This window comes from Phytopseudomonas straminea (assembly GCF_900112645.1).
Classification (GTDB): domain Bacteria; phylum Pseudomonadota; class Gammaproteobacteria; order Pseudomonadales; family Pseudomonadaceae; genus Aquipseudomonas; species Aquipseudomonas straminea.
On the sequence record NZ_FOMO01000001.1, the window covers coordinates 117667 to 142494 of the forward strand.

Genomic DNA, 24828 nt, shown 5'->3' on the forward strand with positions numbered 1-24828 from the left:
GCTGAATGGCCGCTATCGCTACGCGCCGGGGCGGCGCTCTTGCGGATCCGGGCTGGTGTGTGCAATTCGGTGCGGTGCATGCAAATTCGGTGGGAGCCCCGGGGCGAATGGTGAGGCCGGTACCGAATCACCCAATGCCACCTGACATAGCCATAAACACCAACGCCGGGGCTATAGCCAAGCCCCGGCGCTTATTTGCGGTGGTCAGTTTCTTCTCAGAGGCTGTTGACGATCTTCTCAGACAACATGCAAGAGGCTGCTACAAGGCAAAAGCAGACATCGTTGCTTCACCTGTGGGAACGGGCGGGGGCGCCCAGTCCATGCCCGTGATTTTTCGCAGGCATGGCCCGCTCCCACAAATACCCCGCCGATGTCCGCTCCCGCCACTCAGCTGCCAAAATCGACGAACCTGAGCTCAAGACCTTGAACAGGTTCTTACATGAAGTTGTACTGCACCCCGATGCGCCAGCGCAGTTGACGGTCGTCATCGGTCGCACTGACCTTGATATCGCCAATCTCGAAGAACGGCGCCCAGGATTTGTCCCATTTGTACTTCACGACCAGGTTTTGCTCGTAGTCGCTCTTCTTGTTGTCGTAGCGGATGTAGTCGGTCTTGAAGTGGATGTACTGGTACTCGTACGACAGCCTGCCCGCTGGCGTATAGCCCAACCAGCCCTCGTAACGCTGGGTGTTGCGGTTGTCGGAGCCGCGGTCCGGCACCTCCTCGTCGATGCGGTCGCGGTTCAGTTTCAGGGCATCGAAGCGGTAGCGGGCGGCGACGTAGAACTGGTCGCTCAGCCTGTGGGTATAGCGCACGCCGAACTTGTAGGTGGTGCCGTTCTCGTTGCTGTCCAGCTGAATGGCCGGCTGCCAGGTCGATACCGCATTGGGCTTGTACTGATAGCTGGTAGTCAGCTCGTGGCCGCTCGACACCGTGTTGTCGAAGGCGACGTCCTTGCGATCACCGGCGGTACGGTACTTGAGCTCGCCCTCGAAGCCCCAGCCATTGTCCATGCGATAGGACAGCTTGATCCGGTCGGCGTGCATGCGGTCGTCGTCCAGATACTGGTGGCGGTAGTTGATCGAGGCGCTGTCGGCCCAGGCGCTACCGACGGCGGCGCTGGAAAGCAGGCAGGCGAGCAGACGCAGCGTGAGTGTTTTCTTGTTCATCGTGGTGACCTTCTTATTGTTTTCTATGGGTTGAATTTCGTGTTGCCTGGTTTCGGGCAAAGCGCCGCCCTGCAGCGCTGTGTCCGCATGTCTGGAATCACGGGGTGGGTAACGCGCAGGCGAGCCCGTGCCGCGGGCCTCGAGGCCCGTGTCGAAAAGTCAGCAGGGAGTTCGCGCTAACGCGTGGGTCGCCTCAGCCGCCGCTTGGCAGCCGAGGCGCCGTCAGGCCATCAGGGGGGTGCGACGGCACCGATGTCGCGGCTGGCATCGACCAGCAACTGGGTGTAGGCATGCTCGGCGCGGTTCTGCGCCAGCAGCGCGGTGTCGAGGGTTTCGACGATGCGCCCGTGCTGCATGACCGCCACGCGGTCACAGAGATGGGCGACCACGCCCAGGTCATGGGTGACCATCAGGTAGGTCAGGCCTTCCTGCTCACGCAGGTCGGAGAGCAGGTTGAGAATCTCCGCCTGCACGGACACGTCCAGCGCCGAGGTCGGCTCGTCGAGCAGCAGCACGCGCGGCTCGAGAATCAAGGCGCGGGCGATGGCCACGCGCTGGCGCTGCCCACCGGACAACTGGTGCGGGTAGCGATAGCGGAAGCTGTCATTCAGGCCGACCCTGTTGAGGATCGCGGTGACCCGATCGCCGCGGTTGCCGATGCCATGCACGGCGAGTGGTTCGCTGAGCGCCGAGTCGATGGTGTGCCGCGGGTGCAGCGAGCCGTAGGGGTCCTGGAAGACCATCTGCACCTGACGGAAATGCGCCAGGTCGAGCTTGTGGCGCAAACCGCGCCCGGCGATGCTCAGCTGCCCTTCCCAGTGCCGGTACTGCCCGGCCAGGCAACGCAGCACCGTGGTCTTGCCCGAGCCGGACTCGCCGACCAGGCCGAACGACTCGCCCTCCTCGACGCGCAGGGCAACGTCGTAGAGCACCTGACTGCGCGCCGCGCTGTCACCGAAACTGAGGTTGAGTGAATCCACTTCGATCATGGCCATGGGGGGGCCTCAATGAGTCAGCCAGAGGGGATCGCGCTGCAGGTTGGGCAGACGCGGACGGGGGCGATCGATGCTCGGCAATGCGGCCAGCAGGCCCTGGGTGTAGGGATGCCTGGCGTTGTCCAGCTCGGCGGCGTCCAGTGCCTCGACCACACGGCCGGCGTACATCACCAGCACGCGGTCGCAGAAACTGCGCACCATGTTGAGGTCGTGGCTGATCAGGATCAGCCCCAGGTCACGCTGGCTGACCAGCTCGTCGAGCACACTGAGCACCTGGCGACGCACCGAGACGTCGAGTGCCGAGGTCGGCTCGTCGGCGACGATGATGTCGGGGTCGGTAATCACCATCATGGCGATCATGATGCGCTGCGCCATGCCGCCCGACACCTCGTGCGGGTAGAGCCCGTACACCCGTTGCGGATCACGGATGTGCACCTTGTCGAGCATGTCCAGCACCCGCTCGCGGGCGTCGGCCTTGCTGGCGCGGTGGTGCGCCAGGTAGGCCTCGGCGATCTGCTCGCCGACGCGTACCACCGGGTTCAGCGAGTACTTGGGGTCCTGCATGATCATCGAGATGCGCTTGCCACGAATTGCCTGCACCTGTTTCTCGCTGGCGGTCAGCAGGTCGACGTCGCCCAGGGTCATGGCCTTGGCGGTGATCCGCGCACTGGCCGGGTGCAGACGCAGCAGGCTGCGGCCCACGGTGGATTTGCCCGAGCCGGATTCGCCGACGATGGCCAGCTTCTCGCGGCCCAGGCTGAAGGAGACATTGCGCACTGCATCGACCTCCTTGCGGCCACTGGTGAAGCGCACGCAGAGATCCTGCACGTCGAGTTTGATCGCAGACATGCTGCCTCCTTAATTGCTGCGCGGGTCGAGGACGTCGCGCAGACCGTCACCCAACAGGTTGAACGCCAGGCTGACCAGCATGATGGTTACCCCCGGAACGGCTACCAGCCACCAACACTCGAGCATGTAACGACGCCCGGTGGAAATCATCGCGCCCCACTCCGGCAGCGGCGCCTGGGCGCCCAGGCCGAGAAAGCCCAGGGCAGCGGCGGTGAGAATGATGCTGGCCATGTTCATGGTCAGGCGGATGATCACCGACGACAGGCACATGGGCATGATGTGACGCAGGATGATGCGCGGCGACGAGGCGCCCTGCAGCTGCACGGCGACCACGAAGTCGGCGTTGCGCAGCGACAGGGTTTCCGCCCGGGCCAGACGGGCGATCGGTGGCCAGGAGGTCAGCGCGATGGCAATCACCGCGTGCTCCAGGCCTGGGCCCAGGGCGGCGATGAAGGCCAGCGCCAGCACCAGGCTGGGGAACGAAATGAAGATGTCGGTGATGCGCATGAAAAGCGCGTCGACGAAGCCGCCGAAGTAGCCGGAAACGGTGCCGATCAACAGGCCGATAGGACCAACGATGATGGTCACCAGGGCAATGATGTACAGGGTGATGCGCGAGCCGTAGACCAGCCGGCTGAACACGTCGCGGCCGAACTCGTCGGTGCCGAACCAGTGCGCCGCGCTCGGTGCCTGCAGGGCGTTGCCGAGGTTCTGCACGATGGGGTCGTGGGTGGCGATCAACGGCGCGAAGGCCGCCACCAGCACCAGCAGCGCCACCACGGCGGAGCCCATCAGCGTCATGGGGTTGCGCAGCAGATGCTGCATGACCCGCACGCTGCTCAGACGGAACGCCTGGAACGCGGAGACCGGCGCCTGGCCGTTCGCCCGTTTCAGGGATGAAGATGAAGAGATGTTGGCAATCATCGTATGCCTCCGTTACTCGATTCGCTCGGTACCGGGCGCAGTGCCGCGCCCGATCGCTCAACGCTGCTTGTACACACCCAGGTAACGCGTCGCCTCGGCATCGGCGCCCTGGAATCCCTTGACGTCGGCCGAGCTGACCACCGGATCGGTCATCTGCGAGATCATCATGATCGGCCCCGCCAGCTCGTCGTAACGCTGCTGCACGCGGTGGTACATGCTCAGCTTGGCGGCTTCGTCACGCTCCACCCCGAGCTTGTCGATCAGGCCGTTGAGTTCGGCGTCCTGGAAGGCCGCGCGCCAGCCCTGGAAGTTGGCGATGCCGGCATCATCGCGGTTGTCCGGGTTGTAGACGAAGGTGCGCAGGCTGAAGTACGGATGCGGATAACGCTCGGCGCCGCGGGCCACGATGATCTCGAAGTTGCGCGCACGCATGGCGCCGTACACCTGGTTGCCGGTGCCGGTGATGATGCTCGCCTGGATGCCGGCCTGGGCCAGGGTCGACTGCAGGCTGGCGGCGATATTCACGAACGGCGGCTCGGCCAGGGTGCGGATGGTGGTCTTGAAGCCCTGCGGGTGGCCGGCCTCGGCCAGCAGTTTCTTGGCGGCCTCGACGTCCAGTGTGTAGCCAGGATCCGGCAGGCGCGCCTCCAAACCCAGCTGCATCGGCTGCTGGTTGAGCTTGCCGTAATAAGGCATCACCACCTTGTCCAGGCCCTGATAGTCGATCAGCGAGCGCACGGCCTTGCGCACACGAATGTCATCGAACGGCGCCGACTTCATGCTCATCGCCACGTAATACATAGTGCCGCGCGGCAGGGTCTGGATCTGCATCTGGCCCTTGGCAGCCAGCGCCTGGACGTCGGAGGCGGCCATGCCGTAGCCCATGTCCAGGTCACCGCGCTCGAGCATCAGGCGCAGCGACTGCGACTCGGTGATATGACGGATCAGCACGCGCTTGAGCTTGCTGGCGCCGCCCCAGTAATCAGCGAATGCGGTCATCACCAGGGTGTCGTTGGCGCGCCAGGCGCTGAGGGTGAACGGGCCGCTGCCAGCTTCGTTGGTCACCAGCCAGGCGGCGCCGAGGTCGCCGTTCCTCTCGTGCTCGAGCACGGTCTTGCGATCCAGCACCACGGCGCTTGGCGAGGTGGCCAGGGTGTCGATCATCAGCAGCGGGTCGGTCGGCTGCGGCAGGTCGATGACCAGGGTCGATTCGTCGCTGGCGCGGATCAACTGCTGAATGTTGTCGAGCGTGTAGCCGTAGGCCTTCCAGGTGGTGGCCAGGCCGTAGTTGAGCTTGAGCACGCGATACAGCGACCAGGCCACGTCTTCGGCGGTGACCGGGTTGCCGGAATGGAAACGCGCGTCGCTGCGCAGGTGGAAGGTCAGTTGGCGACCGTCCTCGCTGGCTTCCCAGCGCTCGGCCAGTTGCGGCACGTGCTCGTCGGGGCTGCCGTCCTTGCGCAGGATCAGCGTGTCGTAGAGGTTGGCATTGATGCCCGAGGCATCCAGCCCCGGTGCGTTGGCCGGGTCGATGGAGAACAGGTTGGCCATGCTCATGCCGACGATCAGTTGATCGCCTGGCGTCTTGGCCTGGGCGTTCAGCAGTGGAGCGGCGCACAGCAGCGCACCGAATACCGCGCTCAGCACGGTGGAGCGAAACGATTTCATGCGGATATCCCTATTTTGTAATTATTGAAGGGCTGCAATCGATTGGTGGGTATCAGGTCAGCGGGTGCGCGGATCGAACACCTTGTACAGTGCATCGCTGAGCAGGTTGAGGCCGACGAAGATGAAGCCGATCACCAGCACGCAGCCCATCACCGCATTCATGTCGCCGAGCAGCAGGCTGCTGGTCAGGTACTGGCCGAAACCGGGCCAGGCGAACACCGTCTCGATCAGCACCGCGCCTTCGAGTAGCGAGCCGTAGGCAAGCGCCACTACGGTGAGCAACTGCACGAGGATGTTGCGGAAGGCATGGCCCCAGATCACCTTGTGCCGCGACAGGCCCTTGACCCGGGCGGTGAGGATGTATTCCTGGGACAGCTGCTCGAGCATGAAGCTGCGCGTCATGCGGCTGATGTAGGCCACCGAGTTGAGGCCCAGGATCAGTGCCGGCAGGAGGATGTGCTTGAGCGCGCTGGAGAAGGCTTCCCAGTCGCCGGCGATGGCGCTGTCGATCAGCAGCATGCCGGTTACCGACGGCACCATGCCGTCGTACGCCAGGTCGATGCGCCCTGCCCCGCCGGCCCAGCCGAGCCAGGCGTAGAACACCAGAAGGCCCATCATGCCCAGCCAGAAGATCGGCGTGGAGTAACCGAACAGGGTGACCACGCGGGCCAAGTGATCGCCGATGCGCCCCTGGTTGGCTGCGGCGAACACGCCCAGCGGCAGGCCGATCACCACGCCGAAGATGATCGCCAGGGTGGCCAGCTCGATGGTCGCCGGGAACACCCGGGCGATGTCCTCGATCACCGGATGGCCGGTGAGCAGCGCGTTGCCGAAATTGCCCTGGGCCAGGTCGCGCAGGTAATAGCCGAACTGCACCAGCAGTGGTCGGTCGAGGCCCATGGCCTGATAGACCTGGTCATAGGTGGAGCTATCGGCATCCGGGCCGACCACCGCCAGCACCGGGTCCAGAGGCATCACGCGGCCGATGAAGAAGGTCATGGCCAAGAGGCCCAGCAGGGTCATCAGCACCGCACCGAAACGGCGTGAGGTGCCGCCCATCCGCGTGCCGAAGAAAGACGCAGTCGAAGCAAACATGAGGAGCTCCCGATTGATCGCAGCGAGTTCGTGTCCGTGTCGCATCGGGCGGCCTGAGCCGCCCGGCGGCTCAACGATCCTTGTGCACATCCTTGTAGCGCGTGGTCGCCGCGCTGTGACCGACGTAGCCGACCACATCGTGGTAGATCACCACCGTGTCGGTCATCTGCGAGATCGGCATGATGGCGCCAACCTGCTCGTGGTAGAGGTTCTGAAACTGGTGATACAGCTCCCGTTGCTTCTGCTTGTCCGGTTCCACTTCGGCCTGCTCGATCAGCGTGTTGAGCTCCGGGCTGTGGAACGAGGTGCGCCAGCCCTGGAAGTTGCTCAGCTTGGCTTCGTCGCGGTTATCCGGGTTGTACACCAGGGTGCGCAGACTGGAGTGCGGGTGCCGCTCGGCACCGCCGCCGCCGCGGCCGACGATGATGTCGAAGGTGCGCTCGCGCATGGAGCCGTACACCTGGGTACCGGTACCGGTGACGATGCGTGCCTTGATGCCGGCCTGGGCCAGGGTCGACTGCAGGCTGGAGGCAATATTGATGAACGGGGGTTCGGCGAGCACGCGAATGGTGGTCTGGAAACCATCCGGATAGCCGGCCTCGGCGAGCAGCTTCTTGGCTTCCTCGACGTTCAGGCGATAGCCCGGATCATCCAGGCGCGCCGGCAAGCCGAGCGGCATCGGGCGCTGGTTGAGGGTGCCGTAGTGCGGCATCACCACATCGTTGATGCCCTGGTAGTCGATCAGCGAGCGAACCGCCTTGCGCACGCGGGCATCGGCGAACATCGGCTGCTTGGTGCTCAGCGCCACGTAGTAAAGGGTGCCGCGCTGCACGGTCTGGGTCTTGACCTTGTCCGAGCTGCTCAGTGCGGTGATGTCCGGTGCCGACATGCCACGGGCGATGTCCAGGTCACCCCGCTCGACCATCAGGCGCAGCGACTGCGACTCGGTCATGTTGCGCATCACCACGCGCTTGAGCTTGGCCGGGCCACCCCAGTAATCCTCGAAACGAGTCATCAGGATCACGTCGTTGGCGCGCCAGGCGTTGAGCACGAACGGCCCGCTGCCCGCTGCGTTGGTGGTCAGCCAGGCGCCGCCCATGTCGCCATTCTTGTCGTGCTTGAGCACCTCTTTCTGGTCGAGGATGAAGGCACTGGGCGAGGTGGCCAGGGTATTGAGCACCAGCACCGGGTCGGTCGGGCGAGCCAGTTCGATCACCACGGTGTGGTCGTCGGTCGCGCGGATCTGCTGTTCGACGTTATCGGCGGTGAAGCCGTAGGCCTTCCAGGTCGAGGCCAGCGCCAGATTGAGCTTGAGCACGCGCTGCAGCGACCAGATCACGTCCTGGGCGGTCAGCTCGTTACCGGAGTGGAACTTGACGCCGCTGCGCAAGTGGAAGGTCAGCGTCTTATGGTCGTCGCTGATTTCCCAGCGCTCGGCCAGAGCCGGCACCAGGGTGTCCGGCGCGGAAGCGTCCTGCACCAGCAGCATGTCGTACAGGTTGGCGTTCACCTCGGACACGTCCAGGCCCGTGGCGGCGGCCGGATCGAGGGACAACAGGTTGATCATGCTCATGCCGACGATGAGCTGGTCGGCAGGCGTCTTGGCCTGCACCGCGGTGGCGGTGCCCAGTGCCAGGGTGGCGGCCAGCAGGCCCGCCAGCAGATGCGGAAGTGGTTTGATCATGAGACGGCCTTCTTATATTTATTCGACTCAGAAACGGCGCAGCCGCACACGGCTGCGCAGCGGTGCATCAGTAGCGATTGACGGTGTTGGTCTCGATGTAAGCGAAGTTGATGTCCTCGCCGAGGCCCGGACGATCCGGCAGGTGCACGTAGCCGTCGCGGTCCATCGGGTCGACGATGCTGTTCAGGTAGGCCGGCACGTCGTCGTATTCCAGGAACGGGTGCAGCAGGCCGCGCTCGTACCAGTCGCAGTTCTTGATCGCACCGACCACCGCCAGGTTGGCGGCACCGTTACCGTGGATCTCGCAGTGCATGCCGTAGGCTTCGGCCAGGTGCGCGACCTTCAGGCACGGCGCGATACCGCCGACCCCGGCCACACCGGCGCGCAGAATGTCACAGGCGCCCTGCCCGACCCAGCTGGCACGGCTCATGTACTTGCCGCCGAGGGATTCTGGGCCCAGTACCGGGATGTCCAGGTTGGCCGCCAGCCACGCATAGGACTCGGCGGACTCCTCCATCATCGGTTCTTCGAACCAGGCGAAGTCGAGCTTCTCCAGCTCACGGCCGATATACAGCGCGTCGGTACGGCTGTACCAGTGGTAGCCGTCGAGCATCAGCGCGATATCCGGGCCGACCGCCTCGCGCACCGCGGCGCAGGCGCGCACGTCCATCTTAGGATCTGGCGCGAAGGAGATCGGCGGCATCCAGGTGTGCAGCTTGATCGCCTTGTAGCCACGGGCAACCAGTTGCTCGGCGAAGCGGCCGTACTCCTCTGGGGTCGACAGGCCGCCCGGCAGGTCGTCACCACACATGGTCGACCCATAGGCCAGCACCTTGTCGCGATAGCCGCCGATGAGCTTGTGCACCGGCTGCTTGAATTTGCGCCCTGCCCAGTCCCACAGCGCCTGCTCGACCAGCGCCAGAGCGCGGTCGGTCAACTGACTGGCACTGCCGCGCTGCCAATGGGCCAGGTCCTGCCAGATCTTCTCGCGGTCCAGGGCGTTCTGGCCGATCAGCACCTTGCGCACGAAGCTGTCGATGATGTGCGGGCGGATCAGTTCGGGCGCCCCGAAGGCATAGCCTTCAGTACCGTCCTCAGTGGCGACGCGCAGTATGGCCATCTTGGCCAGCGACTCTTCGCCCGGATGGGCGTGGCCGGCCGCGTCGACGCTGCGGCGGGTGGGGTAGGTGAAAACCTCGACATTGACCTGAGTGATCTTCATTGAACGCGCCTTGGATCTTGTGATTATTTGAGTGCCCCGATGTATGTTGTCATACAGCGAATGAGCAGATAATTGCCGTTATCCCCAACGCTGTCAAGAAGCTGTAAAGAAGAAAAATGGGGTTTATCTGCCCATCAAATGGCCATCATCACCACTCTAAAAAGCGTCTAAAAAACACTAAAAAATAAATAAAAACAGCAATTTAAATAATGTTTAGCCGCGCACTCGAAGCCACATATGAAATGTGGAAAGCTGCAGAAAAACAATCAGGGCGTGAATTTTCCATCTACATACGGCGATGCGAAAGCCTCACCAGGCACGCCAAAAAAGAACAACCCAGGAAGGTTGTCATACAGCAACAGCACGGCAGATAGCTTCTCCAGGCAATAAAAAACCGCGCAGTGCGCGGTTCTTGTAAACGCCTGAACGTCAGCGCTTGGCGATGATGTACACGGCATGAATGATGCCAGGAAAATAACCTAGCAACGTCAGCAGGATATTCAGCCAGAAGGCGCCAGCGAAGCCGACCTGCAGGAAAACCCCCAACGGAGGGAGAAGAATGGCGATCAGAATACGGATCAGATCCATGATGGTAGTCCTATTAGTGGGCCCAACCGGGCGTTACCCCACAATCGACTGGTGCTGGCGATATCCGGTTCAAGAAAAATCACGCGCTGACCGCCGCAACGGTGCCAGCCAGACAGGTTCGTGAGCTTTCCTGTCATCGTACGGAGTCTATAGTGTGCTGGCCCTGTCTATAACAGCTCCACCCCTTTGAGGAGAGTTCTCATGAGCAAAACCTACAACGTGGCCGTCCTGGTTGGCAGCCTGCGCAAGGCGTCGATCAACCGCAAGCTGGCATTGGCACTCGCCGATCTGGCGCCACAGCAGCTGAAACTGAATATCGTCGAGATCGGTGAGCTGCCGCTTTACAACGAAGACATCGACGTCGATCCGGCTCCAGCCGCCTACACCACCTTCCGTAACGCGCTCAAAGCCGCTGACGCCGTGCTGTTCGTGACCCCCGAATATAACCGCACGATCCCAGCGCCGATGAAGAATGCCGTAGACGTCGCCTCGCGGCCTTACGGGCAGAGCGCCCTGAGCGGCAAACCGGCCGGCGTTGTCAGCGCCTCGCCAGGTGCCATCGGTGGCTTCGGCGCCAACCATCACCTGCGTCAGGCTCTGGTGTTCCTTGACATGCCGGTGCTGCAACAGCCCGAGGCCTATCTGGGCGGTGCCGGTAACTTCTTCGATGAAAGCGGCAAGCTGAGCGACAGCATCAAGCCCTTCCTGCAGAAGTACATCGACACCTTTGCAGCCTGGGTAGAGAAGACGGCGAAGCCATAAGGCTGAGCCCGAGAGCCCGCCCAGCGGGCTCTAGCCGCGGTGCAACCAAACTGTTTTTGCCGCACAAAAAGAAAACCCCGCCGAGGCGGGGTTTTTCAGACCTGAACCTGACATCCTTGATCAATCCGCCATCCTGGCAGCGTCCCACGTATCCTTGTCTGTTCAGTGCGCTTCCTGCGCTAAGTCCGTGAAGTGAAGATTACGCCTGTGCCGCAGGTGGCCATAGTGGCTAAAGGCAGAACCGCGTGTAAGCAATAGCCTACACGCGGCTCACAGACTCAGAACTGCTCGGCGGCCAGCAGATACAGGCTGTCGCTGCCTGCGCCCACCGAGGCGTTCAGTGAGTGGATGCGCGGCAGCAGGCGGGCGAAGTAGAAACGTGCGGTGCCCAGCTTGCTGGAGTAGAAATCATCCTGCCCTTCCTTGCCCTGCGCCGCCTTCGCCATCATCGCCCACATGTAGGCGTAGGCGGTGTAGCCGAACAGGTGCAGGTACTCCACGGAAGCAGCCCCGATCTCATTCGGATTGCCTTGCGCACGTGCGAGCAGTGCTGCCGTCTGGGTTTCCAGAATCTCGACGGCCTCCAGCAGCGGCGCCCTGAATTCCTCGGTCAATGCAGCATCGCTGGCAAAGGCTCGCACTTCGTCGGTGAAATGCCGGCAGAAGGCTCCACCATTGCCGACGATCTTACGGCCGACCAGATCCAGTGCCTGAATGCCGTTGGTGCCTTCGTAGATCTGCGTGATGCGACAGTCGCGCACCAGCTGCTCCTGGCCCCACTCGCGCACGTAGCCGTGACCACCGAACACCTGCTGACCGTGGATGGTGGTCTCCAATCCCAGGTCGGTAAGGAAGGCCTTGGCCACCGGCGTCAGCAGTGCTACCAACTCTTCGGCGCGCTGGCGGATGGTTTCGTCCTCGCTGTACTTGGCGGTATCGAGTTGCAAGGCTACGTAGCTGGAGAAGGCGCGACCGCCTTCGTTGAAGGCCTTCATGGTCAGCAACATGCGGCGCACGTCCGGATGCACGATGATCGGATCAGCCGCCTTGTCCTTGGCCACCGCACCGGTCGGCGCACGGCTCTGAATGCGCTCGCGGGCATACTCGATGGCGCTCTGGTAGGAACGCTCACCGGTCGACAGCCCCTGGATACCAACGCCCAGGCGCTCATAGTTCATCATGGTGAACATCGCCGCCAGGCCGCGGTTCGGCGCATCGATGATGTAGCCGGTGGCGCCATCGAAATTCATCACACAGGTGCTTGAGGCCTTGATGCCCATCTTGTGTTCGATCGAGCCACAGGACACCGCGTTGCGCTCGCCCAGCGAGCCGTCGGCGTTGACCATGAACTTGGGCACCAGAAACAGCGAGATGCCCTTGGGCCCGGCCGGTGCATCCGGCAGCTTGGCCAGCACCAGGTGGATGATGTTCTCGGTCAGGTCATGCTCACCGCCGGTGATGAAGATCTTGGTGCCGCTGACCTTGTAGCTGCCGTCAGCTTGCGGCTCAGCCTTGGTGCGGATGATGCCCAGGTCGGTACCGGCGTGGGGCTCGGTCAGGCACATCGAGCCGGCCCAGACACCCGCGTACATATTGGGCAAATAGGTCTGCTTGAGCTCTTCGCTGGCGTGGGCGTTGATCGACAGGCAAGCGCCAGCGGTAAGCATCGGGTAGAGACCGAACGACAGGCTGGACGAGTTGACCATCTCTTCGACCTGGGCGGAGATAACCTTGGGCATGCCCATGCCGCCGAACTGCGGGTCACCGCCCACGCCAACCCAGCCGCCCTCGGCGTAAGCGTTGTAGGCCTCGATGAAGCCAGCCGGCGTGCGTACCTCGGTATTGGCCCAGGTGCAGCCCTCCTCGTCACTGGCGCGATTCAGGGGCGCGATCATGCCGGCAGTAATCTTGCCTGCCTCCTCGAGAATCGCGTTGGCAGTTTCCTCGTCGACGACCTCGGCCAGGGCAGGCAACTGCGCCCAGAGTTTGGAAACCTGGAAAACTTCGTTGAGCACGAAGCGCATGTCACGCAGGGGAGCTTTGTAGTCGGCCATGGGAAATCCTCGGTAGCACGGTCAGAAACCGAGTCTAGCGCAACAACTTTTCAGAGACATAGGGTCGTGTCGTGACCGGTCGACCACCGATCGGTCAGGCCGGATCAGCCTTCACCTTTACCGCGCCGCGGCGGCGCTGCATCTGGCTGCTCACGCAGTTGCGCCCGGCGCTCTTGGCGCCATAAAGCGCCTTGTCGGCCGCCTTGAGCACCTCCTCCACACTGCGGTGCTCGCTGCTAGGCTGGGCCACGCCGATGCTGACCGTCACCGACACCTGGGATGCGCCTGCGCCGGCACGACGTTGCCGCCCTACTCTGTCGTCGACCGGGCGTAGTTGCTGATCACGCAGCTGAATCTGATAACGCTCGACCGCCTGACGTACCGCTTCCAGGTGAGGCAGACATTGCTCGACGTCCTTGCCGGGGAACACCAGGGTGAATTCCTCGCCGCCGTAACGATATACCTTGCCGCCACCACCGACCTTGCGCAGTTGGCTGGCCACCACGCGCAGCACCTGGTCGCCGGTATCATGGCCGTGGGTATCGTTGAATCGCTTGAAGTGATCCACGTCGGCCATGGCGATCACGTAATTGCGCCCCAGGCGCTGCAGGCGCTCGTTCAACGCTCGGCGACCGGGCAATCCGGTCAGTTCGTCACGAAAAGCCATCTGGTAGGCCTCATGGGCCACGCCGACGACGATCATCAACATCACAACGCTGGACATTACCTGCAGTGCATGGGGCTGGATGAATGTCTTGGGCAGCATCCAGAACAGGGCCAGGGCCCCGACCAGTTGCACGGCGTGTACAGGCCGGGGCTTGCGTAGGTACTGAACCAGCAAGGCGATGATCACCAGCAGGAATACTGGATAGGCCAGTTGCACTAGGTTCATCCACCCAGCGTGCAGCGACGGCCAGCGGATCACTGAGAGCCACTGCTCCAACTCATGGGGATAACGCCGCGCCAACGCCGCAGCCACGCCGCCGACCGCAAGCAATACGGCCACACGCGCAACCAGATCCTGAATCAGATGGGTACGTTCGCGCCACATCGCGAACAGGCCGTAAAGCGCCGGCAACAGCAGGCTGCAGAGGTGGAAAACTAGAGCGGCGTCCTCGCGCACCCGGCCGAATTCACGGTAGTAATCGGCCTGTTCGTCGAGCAGGTAGTAGCCCAGATAGAGCACCAGCAACATGAATAGCTCACGCTGGCGGCCGTAAACCACGCAGAAGGTGCCACCTAGCAGCAGCAGCGAGGTGGGCAGCACGTTGAACAGCGAGGTGAAGAAGTCGGTCAGGGTCGGCAGTGTCGCGGCCAGCAAGCCGCCCCCAAGCAGCAGCAAGGCCGGCACGAAATGCCACAGGCGCAACGCGACTAAACGCGGCAAGGCGGGCTCCGCAATGGCCAAAGGAGGAAGCTGGCATTCTGCCTGTAATTAGCCGGCAACGCACGCCGGCACTCATAAGATCCTGTCCCATAAAAAACCGCGGCACTCAGGCCGCGGTTCATTTATCGCTGACGGATCAGTAGCTCAGCGCGAAATCTTCTTCGCTCATGTCCATCAGGTTACTGGCACCGGAAAGCATGGCCGCTACGTGAGTGCGGGTGCGTGGCAGGATGCGCGCGTAGTAGAACTGCGCAGTCTGCAGTTTGGCCTTGTAGAAGGCCTGGTCACCCTCGCCGGAGGCGATCTTCTCGGCCGCCACACGCGCCATGTCGGCCCAGAAGTAGGCCAGGCAGGCGTAGCCGGAGTACATCAGGTAATCGACCGAAGCGGCACCGACTTCCTCACGATCCTTCATGGCAGCCATGCCGATCTTCATGGTGACTTCGCCCCACTCCTTGTTGAGCTTGGCCAGCGGCTCGACGAATGCCTTGAGCGCATCAACGCCTTCATTGGCCTGACAGAACTTGTGGACGATCTTGGTGAAGCCTTTCAGCGCTTCGCCCTGGGTCATCAGCACCTTACGACCCAGCAGGTCGAGGGCCTGAACGCCGGTGGTGCCTTCGTACATCATCGATATGCGGCAGTCGCGCAGGTTCTGCTCCATGCCCCACTCGCTGATGAAGCCGTGGCCGCCATAGATCTGCATGCCGTGGGACGCCGACTCGAAGCCGACTTCGGTCATGAACGCCTTGGCGATGGGGGTCAGGAAGGCCAGCAGACCGTCGGCCGCTTTCTTCTGCTCCTCGTCCTGAGCGTACTTGACGATGTCCACTTGCTTAGCCGTGAAGTAGACCATAGCACGGTTGCCTTCGGCGAACGCCTTCATGGTCAGCAGCATGCGGCGCACGTCCGGATGCACGATGATCGGGTCGGCGGCCTTTTCCGGCGCTTTCGGGCCAGTCAGCGAACGCATCTGCAGGCGCTCACGGGCGTACTTGATGGCGCCCTGGAAGCCCAGCTCGGCGTGGGCCAGACCTTGCAGCGCGGTACCCAGGCGAGCGGTGTTCATGAAGGTGAACATGCAGTTCAGACCTTTGTTCGGCGGGCCGATCAGGAAACCGGTGGCCGAATCGAAGTTCATCACGCAGGTGGCATTACCGTGGATGCCCATCTTGTGTTCGATGGATCCACAGCTCACGCCGTTGCGCTCACCTACGCCGCCTTCGGCATTGGGCAGGAACTTGGGCACAATGAACAGGGAGATCCCCTTGGTGCCAGCCGGCGCATCGGGCAGGCGGGCCAGGACGATATGGACGATGTTGTCGGCCATGTCGTGCTCGCCAGCGGAGATGAAAATCTTGGTGCCGGAGATGCTGTAGGAGCCATCGGCCTTTGGCTCGGCCTTGGTACGCAGCATGCCGAGATCAGTGCCGCAGTGCGGCTCGGTCAGGCACATGGTACCGGTCCACTCGCCAGACACCAGCTTGGTCAGGTAGGTGTGCTGCTGCTCTTCGGTGCCGTGGGCAGAGATGGTATTCATCGCACCGTGGGACAGGCCTGGGTACATGCCCCAAGACCAGTTGGCGGTACCAACCATTTCGCTGACCGCCAGCCCCAAGGACTCAGGCAAGCCCTGACCACCGTGCTCGACATCGTGAGCCAGGCTCGGCCAGCCACCTTCGACGAACTGCTTGTAGGCTTCCTTGAAACCGGTCGGCGTCTTCACGCCGGACTCGCTCCAGGTGCAACCTTCGGTATCGCCCACGCGGTTCAGTGGAGAGAGCACCTGCTCGCAGAACTTGGCGCCTTCTTCGAGAATCGCGTCGACCATGTCTGGCGTGGCGTCCTGGCAGCCAGGCAGGCTCTGGTAATGCGCGTCATAGCCGAGCAGCTCGTCACGTACGAAACGGATATCGCGCAAGGGGGCCTTGTAGTCAGGCATAGCGGGTACCTCTGCGGGTGGGCTCTTATGTTGGGAATGACCGATGGGCGGTCGTTTGCAGAATAGCCATGGGGAGAGCGTCGACGACACCCTCAAACACATGTTTGAAACATACGTTTACGCCCAATAGCTGTCAAGGCTGCTTATAGGCGTTCAGGCGCGAAGATCCACCAGCCCTGAAGGCCGCTGCTCATCCGTGGACGCGGCATAAAGACTGATGCCAGCTGGCACTGGCGGGCTCGCGACACTGTCGGCCGTGACTGACGGGTCGTCGCTTTTTTCGGCTTTTTCGTCGGCAGGTGCCTTGCCCTCTCCAGCTTCACCGCGCTGAGTGACCGCCAGCTCGGCACGCGCCGCCGCCAGTTGCGCCTGCGCCTGGCTGGCCACGCTGCGATCCTGACCAGAGGGCTCGGCAGGCGCCAGCGCGGCGCGAATGACGATTTCCATCTTGGTAATGGTGGCCTGGGGATCGTTAGCGACTGCGCCGACATCGATACCTACTTCTCCGCCAGAGGCGTAGCGCTTGCCGTCCGGCCCTTGGGTATAGGTGTAAGTGGGTGAACCGGCATGTACACCGCCAACAGCGGCGTGTGCCTGTTCATGGGCACGCACTTCACGATCACGATTGGCCAGTTCAGCGATGACTAGCTGCAGCTTCTGCTCTTCCTGGGCTGTGCGTGACTCGCCGGGCTTGGCGGGTGTGGATGAATCCTGAGATTTGCCCTGCTCTTCCTGGGAGCTGGCAGCGTTGGCACTATCGGCTTCGTTGCCGGCGGCTACGGGAGAGAAGGAGGCGCGGGCAAGCTCGGGCGAGCTGCTGGACTCAACCGGGCGCGGTGCAGAGGCGGCAGGTGAGTAAGCGGGAAAATAGGCGGAGGAAAAACCGGCAATCTGCATGGCGTGCTCCCTCCTGGAGTCGAGCGCCCGAACGGGCGCTGCGATTTAGGCGGTGACGTCGATCAAGGTGCCCAGCACCTTGTCTGCGGTTTCCACGACGCGAGCACCGGCCTGGGCTTCGTACTGGCCGACGCGCATCTCGACCATGCTTTCGGCGATGTCGGCACGCGCTGCGGAAGGCTCGTTGGCCTGGGCGCGCTCGGCGGTTACCGGGGCGCTGGCGATCTCACCTGCTGCCTGATCGACACGGCGCTGGCCGGACTGGATAGTATTGATACCGGAAGTGAAAGCACTGACGGACGAGATCTGCATGGGACGTCTCCTGCTGCAGGAACCTTATGATGTGCATTTAAGCAGAAGCCGGTTAAAAGATGTACAACCAAAAATGCTGCACGTGACCGGGTTCATAGCATCAATCGCGATAAATCGAGGTGCTGCGCCACCTGTTCAGCGGACACCGACGACAGAAACGGTACCTGGCCGATGCAGGGCGCCGGCAGCCGCTCGGCGAGCGTGGCGAGGTTGTCTTCAAGCCGCGCCGTGTTCGGGTCGACCACATTGGCAACCCAGCCGGCCAGCGGCAAGCCGTCAGCAATAATGGCTTCAGCGCTCAACACCGCGTGATTGATACAGCCCAACCGCATGCCCACTACCAAGATCACCGGAAGCGCCAGAACACCTGCGAGATCTGCCAGCGTGGCCATACCGCCCAGCGGTACGCGCCAGCCACCGGCCCCTTCGACGAGGGTGAAGTCCGCACCTTTATCCAGAATCACCTGAACCGCCCCCTGCAAGGTCGACACATCGAGTGACACACCGATATCCCGAGCGGCCAGATGCGGCGCGATAGCGGGTGCGAACGCCAGCGGGTTCACCTCCTCGTAATGCAGCGGCAGGCTGCACTGGGCGAGCAACGTCAGGGCGTCATCGTTGCGCAAGCCTTCGGCAGTGAGCTGGCAGCCAGAAGCGACCGGCTTGGCCGCCGCGGTCGACTGCCCGGCGATGCGAGTGGCGTACAGCAGGCCTGCTGCAATGGTGGTCTTGCCGATTTCGGTATCGGTGCCAGTGACGAAATAGGCAGCGCTCATGGTCGGGGCTCCTTTTGCAGTACGCCGTAGATGACCTGATAAGTGCACGGCAAACCCTCGGGCTGACGCTGCCGTTCATAGGCATCGGCCAGGGCCCGCAACCGTGCTCGGCCGGTCAGCCCCACGGGGCGGCCTTCATTGAGATTGTGCGCGCCGAGAGCCTTGAGGCTATGGGTAAGGCTGCGCAGCTCCGGATAATGCAGGCGATGGGCGCGCACCTGTAGCCGCTCCACCCGGAGGCCACTGGCGGCGCACAGCGCCTGATAGTCCTCAAGGCGGCGGAAACGGTTGACGTGTACGAAACCGTCCACCGCCTGCCAGCTGTCGCGAAGCTCCTGCAGGGTGCCGACACACAGGCTGCTGAACGCCAGCACGCCACCCGGGCGCAGCACCCTCTGCGCTTCACTCAGTACTGCGGCGAAGTCCGCACACCACTGCAGCGCCAGGCTGGAGAAGATCAGGTCACAACAGCTGTCGCGCAACGGCAGCCGCTCGGCATCGCCGGCCACGAACGCCTGGGCACCGCCCAGCAGCCGAGCGTGCTGCAACATGCCCTCGGCGATGTCCACGGCGATGCCCTCGCCTTGCGGATACCAGTCCGTCAGCGCGCGGCTGAAAAAACCGGTGCCGCAGCCCATGTCGAGCCAACGTTGTGGCTGCAGGTGCAGCGGCAAGTACCACAGCAGTTGCCGGCCGACGTCGCGCTGCAACTGCGCCACGCTGTCATAGGTGTCGGCAGCCCTAGAAAAGGATGCCGCCACCTGGCGTTTGTCCGGGCGGGCGCTCATGGCTGCGCCTCCATGAAGCGCGCTATTGCGGCTGACACTTCGCCCACCTGCTCGATCACCAGGGCATGGCTTGCGCCTTCGATCTGACGCACCTCGGCGACTGGCTGCAGCGCCCGGATGGCGACCGCAGCAGCGCCCGGCACCAGCGCATCGTCAGCGGCGAATAGATGAAGTTGCGGCCCGCTGAATTGCTGCAGCGCCTCCCGCGTATCGAGCGCGGCCAGCAGATCCAGGCCAGCCAGGGAATCGCTACCATCGGCCTGCTCCAGCAGGCGGCGGGACAATCCACGAAAATCCACAGCACCCTGGCTGCAGAGCATGGCGAAACGCTTGAGCGTCGTGGCGGGGTTGAGCGTGTAGGCCTCGCGAAACGCCTCAAAGGTCGCAGCTGGCATCGCGGCAGGCCACGCCTCGCTGGCCGTGAAGCGCGCGTTGCTGGCCACAGTCAGCAGGCCCGGACAATCCGCGCCGCGCCGCGCCGCCAGCAAGGTGGCGAGCATGCCGCCCAAGGACCAGCCGCCCAGCCATACGCCGCGTGGCAGGCGTTCATCCAGAGCATCCAGCCAGCGCTCGCTATCGGCGTGCTCGAACGCCGGCAACGGCTCGATGGCGACCTGAGCCTGATCAGCCAGCGCCGCAGCCAAGGGCTGCAGCGGCGCATTGCCCAGCCCCCAGCCGGGCAGCAGAATAAGCGATGGACGCATCACCTTGGCTCCCCCGGCAGCTGCGCCCAGCACTGGGCCAGGGCGTCGAGCAGTTGATCGACCTGAGCCTGCTCATGGGCCGCGGACAGGGTAACCCGCAGGCGCGCGCTGCCCGCCGGCACGGTAGGCGGGCGAATCGCGGTGACCAGAATGCCGCGCTCACGCAGCGCCTGGGATAAAGCCATGGCGCGGCCGCTGTCACCGACCAGGATCGGCTGAATGGCGGTGTCGCTCTCCATCAGCGTAAGCCCGAGCGTGGCGGCGCCTTGGCGAAAGCGCGCGATCAGCGCTGCCAGGTGCTCGCGGCGCCAGTGTTCGCTGCGCAAGAGCTCCAGGCTCTTGAGGGTCGCGCAGGCCAGCGCCGGCGGCTGGCTGGTGGTGTAAATATACGGCCGGGCGAACTGCACCAGGGTGTCGATCAGTTCATCGCTGCCCGCCACGAAGGCGCCGGCGGTGCCGAACGCCTTGCCGAGAGTACCGACCAGCACCGGCACCTCATCGATACCCAGCCCGAACTGCTCGACCACCCCACCGCCGGTGGCGCCCAACGTACCGAAGCCATGGGCATCGTCGACCATCATCCAGGCGTCATGGCGCCGCGCCTCGACGCACAGCGCCGGCAGATCGGCCACGTCTCCATCCATGCTGAATACGCCGTCGCACACCACCAGGGTATTGCCCTCGGCCTTGGCCAGGCGGCTGGCGAGGCTCTGCGCATCGTTGTGCAGGTAGCGTGAGAAACGTGCGCCGCTGAGCAGGCCGGCGTCCAATAGGGAGGCATGGTTGAGGCGATCCTCGAGCACCGAGTCGCCCTTGCCCACCAGTGCGGTGACCGCGCCCAGGTTGGCCATGTAGCCCGTGGAGAACAGCAGTGCGCGGGGCCGGCCGGTGAAGTCGGCCAGAGCTTCTTCCAGTTCATGGTGCGGCGTGCTGTGGCCGATCACCAGATGCGATGCGCCGCCACCGACGCCCCAGCGCTGGGCGCCGGCGCGCCAGGCTTCGATCACCTGGGGGTGATTGGCCAGGCCAAGGTAATCGTTGGAACAGAAGGCCAGCAATCGGCGGCCATCCACCTCCACTAGCGGTCCCTGAGGGCTGCCCAGCAGGGGGCGCTGACGATACAGATCGGCAGCGCGGCGCTCGGCCAGGCGAGCGGCAAGATCGAAACTCATGGGTTCACCCTAAGGCGCAGAGCGTCCAGCGCTTACCGGCTGTCACGGCTCACCGGCAACGGGCAGGCGCCGTCCTGGCGCCTGCAAGGGATCAAACGGCGGCGTCGTAGAACAGCCGCGAATCACGCTGCTCGACCAGTGCCTGCTCGATGGCGGCCTGGTGCACCTCGTCGGCGTGCTCTTCGCGGGCTTCGGGCTGAATGCCGAGGCGGGCGAACAGCCGCATGTCCTTGTCGGCCTGGGGGTTGGCGGTGGTCAGCAGTTTTTCGCCATAGAAGATCGAGTTGGCACCGGCAAAGAACGCCAGGGCCTGCATCTGCTCGTTCATCGCCTCGCGGCCGGCGGACAGGCGCACGTGGGACTTGGGCATCATGATGCGCGCCACGGCCAGCATGCGGATGAAGTCGAACGGGTCGACGTCTTCCTCATTGGCCAGCGGTGTGCCCTCGACCTTGACCAGCATATTGATCGGCACCGACTCGGGGTGCTCGGGCAGGTTGGCGAGCTGAATCAGCAGGCCGGCGCGGTCGTCCAGCGACTCGCCCATGCCGAGGATGCCGCCCGAACAGATCTTCATGCCGGCGTCGCGCACGTAGGCCAGAGTCTGCAGGCGCTCGCTGTAAGTACGGGTGGTGATGATGCTGCCGTAGAACTCCGGCGAGGTATCCAGATTGTGGTTGTAGTAATCCAGGCCGGCCTCGGCCAGGGCGGCGGTCTGCTCCCTGTCGAGCTTGCCTAGGGTCATGCAGGTTTCGAGACCCAGAGCCTTTACACCCTCGACCATCTTCAGCACGTAAGGCATGTCCTTGGCGGACGGATGCTTCCAGGCAGCGCCCATGCAGAAACGCGTCGAGCCGATGGCCTTGGCCTCGGCCGCCGCTTCCAGCACCTTCTGCACCTCCATTAGCTTCTGCTTGTCCAGGCCGGTGTTGTAGTGGCCGGACTGCGGGCAGTACTTGCAGTCTTCCGGGCAGGCGCCGGTCTTGATCGACAGCAGCGTGGAGACCTGCACGCGGTTGGCATCGAAGTTCGCGCGGTGCAAGGTCTGGGCTTGAAACAGCAGGTCATTGAACGGCTGCTCGAACAGCGCGCGAACCTCGGCGAGGCTCCAATCGTGACGCAGGGAGGTGGCGGTACTGGCGCTCATGGGGGCAAGTCCTTATCTACAGGCGGCCTGCTAGAGTCGAAGCAGGCCCAACACGGATGTGCGGCATAGTTAAGGAAGCCTTATGCACTGTCAACCACCAGCAATCCTAAAGGTTTACAATTGGCTAAAAATAAAACAAACCTGCTTATTGTGTGATGAACGGGTAGATACGCGACTACCGCTCTGCGCCGAGTGTGACGCTGAGCTGCCGTGGCTCGGCCCCCATTGCCAGGTCTGCGCTCTGCCGCTGGCGGTCGATGGCCTGACATGCGGCAGTTGCCTGAAACGCCCGCCGCCATTCAGCCGTGTCGAAGCGCCCTGGCGTTATGGATTTCCGGTCGATGCGCTGATCAATCGCTTCAAACATCAGGCCCGCTGGCCCATCGGGCGCCTGCTGGGCGATCTGCTCGCGCGCCATCTTACTCACGCCTTCAACGAGGGCTTGCCAAGGCCCGACTTGTTGCTGCCGGTTCCTCTATCACCCAAGCGCCAGCGGCAACGCGGCTTCAACCAGGCGCAGTTGCTTGCCGAGGTGGCGAGTCACGCACTGCAGATTCCCCAACGCAGCGACTGGTTGCAGCGCAACGGCGATGCTCCCGCCCAGCAGAAACTCGATGCCGCCGCGCGACGCCGCAATCTGCGTGGTGCCTTTGCCCTGCGACTCACCGCCCAGCCTCGCGGCCTGCACTTGGCCTTGATCGACGATGTGCTGACCACCGGCGCAACGGCTCAGCAGCTGGCGCGCCTGCTGATGCGCGCGGGCGCTCTGCGGGTAGATGTGTACTGCCTGGCGCGCACGCCGGCTCCGGGCGACGATTGACGCCGCCTGGGAGCGTCACGCACAGTGGCCGACCGCCCTCATTCATCGCCTGCTGCCCATGCCCACCCTGTCCCTGCTCGCCCAACACGTTACCCGCCGCCCGCAGCGCATGGCCCTGCTCGAGCAGATCGCCGAACAGGGCTCGATCACCCGCGCCGCCAAGGCCGCCGGCATGAGCTACAAGGCTGCCTGGGACGCCATCGATGAGCTGAACAACCTGGCCGACCAGCCTCTGGTGACTCGCAGCGTGGGCGGCAAGGGAGGCGGTGGCGCACGCCTGACACCGAGCGGAGAACGCCTGCTGCACCTGCACCAACGCCTGCAGGCGATCCAGACTGAGGTGCTGCAGGCCGCCGACGATGACGCCGACCTGCAGCTGCTGGGCCGTCTGATGCTGCGCACCAGTGCGCGTAACCAGCTCAGCGGCCGGGTGCGTGCGATCCAGCCACAGGGCGGTAATGACCTGATCGACATCGAACTGCCCGGCGAAGTGGCGATCCAGGCGCAGATCACCCGCAGCAGCACCGCCCACCTGCAACTGCAGCCAGGCGTGGCGCTGCTGGTGCTGATCAAGGCTGGCTGGCTACAGCTCAGCGCGGTCAGCGAGGAGCACGACCCGGCGCTCAACGCCCTGCTCGGGCATATCGAACAGATTCAGGTCGAGGCCGACGGCCCCAGCGAAGTGCGCATCGGCCTGCCCAACGGGCAGACGCTGTGCGCCCAGGCGCCTGCCGAGCAGCTTAGCGACCTGGGCCTGGTGGTTGGCAGCCCGGTACGCGCGCAGTTCGCCGCCTCTCAGGTACTGCTCGGCACTCAGGTCTAGGGCGAATAGTGCCCGTGCAGGCCGCGCCGAGGCGTTACACTCTGCGGCCAACCGCAGGAGCCGCCCATGACCCATCCCTTCGCCGCCCTCACCCCCGATCTGGTTCTGGATGCCGTCGAGAGTCTGGGCTACCTCAGCGATGCCCGTGTATTGGCCCTGAACAGCTACGAAAACCGTGTTTATCAAGTGGGCATCGAGGCCGAAACGCCGCTGATCGCCAAGTTCTACCGGCCGGATCGCTGGACGGACGAAGCGATTCGCGAAGAGCACAGCTTCACCGCCGAACTGGCCGAACGCGAAGTGCCGGTGGTGGCGCCGCTGCAGCGTGACGGCGAAACCCTGTTCGCGCACGCCGGCTTTCGCTTTGCACTGTTTCCGCGCCGCGGTGGGCGCGCGCCAGAGCCGGGCAACCTGGATCAGCTATATCGCCTAGGCCAACTGCTTGGCCGCCTGCACGCGGTCGGCGCGATGGGCCCCTTCAAGCACCGCGAATTGCTGCGGGTCGACAACTTCGGTCACGCCTCGCTGGCCACCCTGCTGGACGGCAACTTCATTCCCAAAAGCCTGCTGCCGGCCTACGAATCGGTGGCTCGCGACCTGCTGGCGCGTCTGGACAAACTGTTCGCGGCAAATCCGGTCAAGGCGATTCGTCTGCACGGCGACTGTCACCCCGGCAACCTGCTGTGCCGTGACGAGACCTTCCACATGGTCGACCTGGACGACTGCCGCATGGGCCCGGCCATTCAGGACCTGTGGATGATGCTGGCGGGGGAGCGCCACGAGCGCCTCGGGCAGATCGCCGAACTGGTCGACGGCTATCAGGAATTCCACGATTTCGATCCCCGTGAACTGCCGCTGATCGAAGGTTTACGCTCCCTGCGCCTGATGCATTACAGCGCCTGGCTGGCGCGCCGCTGGGACGACCCGGCATTCCCCCAGAGCTTTCCCTGGTTCGGCAGCGAGCGCTACTGGGGCGAGCAGATCCTGATGCTGCGCGAGCAGATCGCGGCGCTGGATGAAGAGCCGCTGAAGCTGTTCTGAAACTCACG

General features: G+C 63.7%; 23 protein-coding genes. 4 read left to right on the forward strand and 19 right to left on the reverse strand.

What is annotated here, in order from left to right:
• Positions 1-435 precede the first annotated feature (435 nt).
• The 9 genes from BM279_RS00505 to BM279_RS00545 form a co-directional block, all read right to left on the reverse strand.
• Complete coding sequence (locus BM279_RS00505) at positions 436-1170, reverse strand: oligogalacturonate-specific porin KdgM family protein (protein ID WP_093499952.1); 735 nt, start codon at positions 1168-1170, stop codon at positions 436-438.
• A 230-nt stretch (positions 1171-1400) separates the two neighbouring features.
• On the reverse strand, positions 1401-2165 hold the full coding sequence (locus BM279_RS00510; RefSeq protein WP_093499954.1) for an ABC transporter ATP-binding protein: 765 nt from the start codon (positions 2163-2165) through the stop codon (positions 1401-1403).
• Between the two features lie 9 nt (positions 2166-2174).
• Positions 2175-3014 carry an ABC transporter ATP-binding protein gene (locus BM279_RS00515; protein WP_075928836.1) on the reverse strand — a complete coding sequence of 280 codons (840 nt, stop codon included), beginning with the start codon at positions 3012-3014 and terminating at the stop codon, positions 2175-2177.
• A 9-nt stretch (positions 3015-3023) separates the two neighbouring features.
• Positions 3024-3938: an ABC transporter permease gene (locus BM279_RS00520; protein ID WP_093499956.1), complete on the reverse strand. Its 915-nt coding sequence runs from the start codon at positions 3936-3938 to the stop codon at positions 3024-3026.
• Positions 3939-3995: 57 nt separating this feature from the next.
• Positions 3996-5606 carry an ABC transporter substrate-binding protein gene (locus tag BM279_RS00525; RefSeq protein ID WP_093499957.1) on the reverse strand — a complete coding sequence of 537 codons (1611 nt, stop codon included), beginning with the start codon at positions 5604-5606 and terminating at the stop codon, positions 3996-3998.
• Positions 5607-5663: 57 nt separating this feature from the next.
• Entirely contained in the window at positions 5664-6701 is a 1038-nt protein-coding gene (locus BM279_RS00530) for an ABC transporter permease (protein WP_093499958.1), read from the reverse strand.
• Positions 6702-6771: 70 nt separating this feature from the next.
• Positions 6772-8385, reverse strand: a complete 1614-nt coding sequence (locus BM279_RS00535) for an ABC transporter substrate-binding protein (protein ID WP_425272657.1) — start codon at positions 8383-8385, stop codon at positions 6772-6774.
• A 67-nt stretch (positions 8386-8452) separates the two neighbouring features.
• Complete coding sequence (locus BM279_RS00540; protein WP_093499960.1) at positions 8453-9607, reverse strand: mandelate racemase family protein; 1155 nt, start codon at positions 9605-9607, stop codon at positions 8453-8455.
• A gap of 429 nt (positions 9608-10036) precedes the next feature.
• Positions 10037-10195 carry a YqaE/Pmp3 family membrane protein gene (locus BM279_RS00545; RefSeq protein ID WP_070884503.1) on the reverse strand — a complete coding sequence of 53 codons (159 nt, stop codon included), beginning with the start codon at positions 10193-10195 and terminating at the stop codon, positions 10037-10039.
• 201 nt (positions 10196-10396) lie between these two features.
• On the opposite strand from BM279_RS00545, the gene BM279_RS00550 reads away from it, so the two are divergent.
• On the forward strand, positions 10397-10957 hold the full coding sequence (locus BM279_RS00550; protein ID WP_093499961.1) for an NADPH-dependent FMN reductase: 561 nt from the start codon (positions 10397-10399) through the stop codon (positions 10955-10957).
• A 278-nt stretch (positions 10958-11235) separates the two neighbouring features.
• Here the strand turns inward: BM279_RS00550 and BM279_RS00555 are convergent, their stop codons facing one another.
• The 10 genes from BM279_RS00555 to bioB all read right to left on the reverse strand — a co-directional run bounded on the left by BM279_RS00555 (position 11236) and on the right by bioB (position 22136).
• Positions 11236-13011 carry an acyl-CoA dehydrogenase C-terminal domain-containing protein gene (locus tag BM279_RS00555; protein ID WP_093499963.1) on the reverse strand — a complete coding sequence of 592 codons (1776 nt, stop codon included), beginning with the start codon at positions 13009-13011 and terminating at the stop codon, positions 11236-11238.
• A gap of 94 nt (positions 13012-13105) precedes the next feature.
• The gene (locus BM279_RS00560) at positions 13106-14398 is read right to left on the reverse strand and encodes a GGDEF domain-containing protein (RefSeq protein ID WP_093499965.1); all 1293 of its coding nucleotides are present in this window, start codon (positions 14396-14398) and stop codon (positions 13106-13108) included.
• Positions 14399-14534: 136 nt separating this feature from the next.
• Entirely contained in the window at positions 14535-16340 is a 1806-nt protein-coding gene (locus tag BM279_RS00565) for a phenylacyl-CoA dehydrogenase (protein WP_093499967.1), read from the reverse strand.
• A gap of 153 nt (positions 16341-16493) precedes the next feature.
• A complete protein-coding gene (locus tag BM279_RS00570; RefSeq protein WP_093499969.1) occupies positions 16494-17237 on the reverse strand; it encodes a putative metalloprotease CJM1_0395 family protein in 744 nt (247 codons plus the stop codon).
• A gap of 45 nt (positions 17238-17282) precedes the next feature.
• On the reverse strand, positions 17283-17549 hold the full coding sequence (locus BM279_RS00575) for a hypothetical protein (protein WP_093499971.1): 267 nt from the start codon (positions 17547-17549) through the stop codon (positions 17283-17285).
• 92 nt (positions 17550-17641) lie between these two features.
• Positions 17642-18325, reverse strand: a complete 684-nt coding sequence (gene bioD, locus BM279_RS00580) for a dethiobiotin synthase (RefSeq protein ID WP_093499973.1) — start codon at positions 18323-18325, stop codon at positions 17642-17644.
• The gene (bioC, locus tag BM279_RS00585; RefSeq protein WP_093499975.1) at positions 18322-19113 is read right to left on the reverse strand and encodes a malonyl-ACP O-methyltransferase BioC; all 792 of its coding nucleotides are present in this window, start codon (positions 19111-19113) and stop codon (positions 18322-18324) included. The genes bioD and bioC overlap by 4 nt, the downstream gene beginning before the upstream one ends.
• Positions 19110-19817, reverse strand: a complete 708-nt coding sequence (locus BM279_RS00590) for an alpha/beta fold hydrolase (protein ID WP_093499977.1) — start codon at positions 19815-19817, stop codon at positions 19110-19112. The genes bioC and BM279_RS00590 overlap by 4 nt, the downstream gene beginning before the upstream one ends.
• On the reverse strand, positions 19817-20989 hold the full coding sequence (gene bioF, locus BM279_RS00595) for an 8-amino-7-oxononanoate synthase (RefSeq protein WP_093499979.1): 1173 nt from the start codon (positions 20987-20989) through the stop codon (positions 19817-19819). Before bioF ends, BM279_RS00590 begins: the two co-directional genes overlap by 1 nt.
• A gap of 91 nt (positions 20990-21080) precedes the next feature.
• Positions 21081-22136, reverse strand: coding sequence for a biotin synthase BioB (gene bioB, locus BM279_RS00600; protein WP_093499981.1), 1056 nt, complete (start codon positions 22134-22136; stop codon positions 21081-21083).
• 82 nt (positions 22137-22218) lie between these two features.
• On the opposite strand from bioB, the gene BM279_RS00605 reads away from it, so the two are divergent.
• From BM279_RS00605 to BM279_RS00615, 3 genes are all read left to right on the forward strand, one after another.
• Positions 22219-22956 (forward strand): ComF family protein, encoded by a 738-nt coding sequence (locus tag BM279_RS00605; protein WP_167363076.1) that lies wholly within the window; start codon positions 22219-22221, stop codon positions 22954-22956.
• 58 nt (positions 22957-23014) lie between these two features.
• Positions 23015-23779: a TOBE domain-containing protein gene (locus BM279_RS00610; RefSeq protein WP_093501190.1), complete on the forward strand. Its 765-nt coding sequence runs from the start codon at positions 23015-23017 to the stop codon at positions 23777-23779.
• Positions 23780-23845: 66 nt separating this feature from the next.
• Complete coding sequence (locus BM279_RS00615) at positions 23846-24820, forward strand: serine/threonine protein kinase (RefSeq protein ID WP_093499983.1); 975 nt, start codon at positions 23846-23848, stop codon at positions 24818-24820.
• Positions 24821-24828: the final 8 nt, after the last annotated feature.

Bases quoted from the DNA above. Each gene is read 5' to 3' on its own strand.
- BM279_RS00505 (WP_093499952.1), bottom strand. From the start codon at position 1,170: ATGAACAAGAAAACACTCACGCTGCGTCTGCTCGCCTGCCTGCTTTCC.
- BM279_RS00510 (WP_093499954.1), bottom strand. From the start codon at position 2,165: ATGGCCATGATCGAAGTGGATTCACTCAACCTCAGTTTCGGTGACAGC.
- BM279_RS00515 (WP_075928836.1), bottom strand. From the start codon at position 3,014: ATGTCTGCGATCAAACTCGACGTGCAGGATCTCTGCGTGCGCTTCACC.
- BM279_RS00520 (WP_093499956.1), bottom strand. From the start codon at position 3,938: ATGATTGCCAACATCTCTTCATCTTCATCCCTGAAACGGGCGAACGGC.
- BM279_RS00525 (WP_093499957.1), bottom strand. From the start codon at position 5,606: ATGAAATCGTTTCGCTCCACCGTGCTGAGCGCGGTATTCGGTGCGCTG.
- BM279_RS00530 (WP_093499958.1), bottom strand. From the start codon at position 6,701: ATGTTTGCTTCGACTGCGTCTTTCTTCGGCACGCGGATGGGCGGCACC.
- BM279_RS00535 (WP_425272657.1), bottom strand. From the start codon at position 8,385: ATGATCAAACCACTTCCGCATCTGCTGGCGGGCCTGCTGGCCGCCACC.
- BM279_RS00540 (WP_093499960.1), bottom strand. From the start codon at position 9,607: ATGAAGATCACTCAGGTCAATGTCGAGGTTTTCACCTACCCCACCCGC.
- BM279_RS00545 (WP_070884503.1), bottom strand. From the start codon at position 10,195: ATGGATCTGATCCGTATTCTGATCGCCATTCTTCTCCCTCCGTTGGGG.
- BM279_RS00550 (WP_093499961.1), top strand. From the start codon at position 10,397: ATGAGCAAAACCTACAACGTGGCCGTCCTGGTTGGCAGCCTGCGCAAG.
- BM279_RS00555 (WP_093499963.1), bottom strand. From the start codon at position 13,011: ATGGCCGACTACAAAGCTCCCCTGCGTGACATGCGCTTCGTGCTCAAC.
- BM279_RS00565 (WP_093499967.1), bottom strand. From the start codon at position 16,340: ATGCCTGACTACAAGGCCCCCTTGCGCGATATCCGTTTCGTACGTGAC.
- BM279_RS00570 (WP_093499969.1), bottom strand. From the start codon at position 17,237: ATGCAGATTGCCGGTTTTTCCTCCGCCTATTTTCCCGCTTACTCACCT.
- BM279_RS00575 (WP_093499971.1), bottom strand. From the start codon at position 17,549: ATGCAGATCTCGTCCGTCAGTGCTTTCACTTCCGGTATCAATACTATC.
- bioD (WP_093499973.1), bottom strand. From the start codon at position 18,325: ATGAGCGCTGCCTATTTCGTCACTGGCACCGATACCGAAATCGGCAAG.
- bioC (WP_093499975.1), bottom strand. From the start codon at position 19,113: ATGAGCGCCCGCCCGGACAAACGCCAGGTGGCGGCATCCTTTTCTAGG.
- BM279_RS00590 (WP_093499977.1), bottom strand. From the start codon at position 19,817: ATGCGTCCATCGCTTATTCTGCTGCCCGGCTGGGGGCTGGGCAATGCG.
- bioF (WP_093499979.1), bottom strand. From the start codon at position 20,989: ATGAGTTTCGATCTTGCCGCTCGCCTGGCCGAGCGCCGCGCTGCCGAT.
- bioB (WP_093499981.1), bottom strand. From the start codon at position 22,136: ATGAGCGCCAGTACCGCCACCTCCCTGCGTCACGATTGGAGCCTCGCC.
- BM279_RS00605 (WP_167363076.1), top strand. From the start codon at position 22,219: ATGCACTGTCAACCACCAGCAATCCTAAAGGTTTACAATTGGCTAAAA.
- BM279_RS00610 (WP_093501190.1), top strand. From the start codon at position 23,015: ATGCCCACCCTGTCCCTGCTCGCCCAACACGTTACCCGCCGCCCGCAG.
- BM279_RS00615 (WP_093499983.1), top strand. From the start codon at position 23,846: ATGACCCATCCCTTCGCCGCCCTCACCCCCGATCTGGTTCTGGATGCC.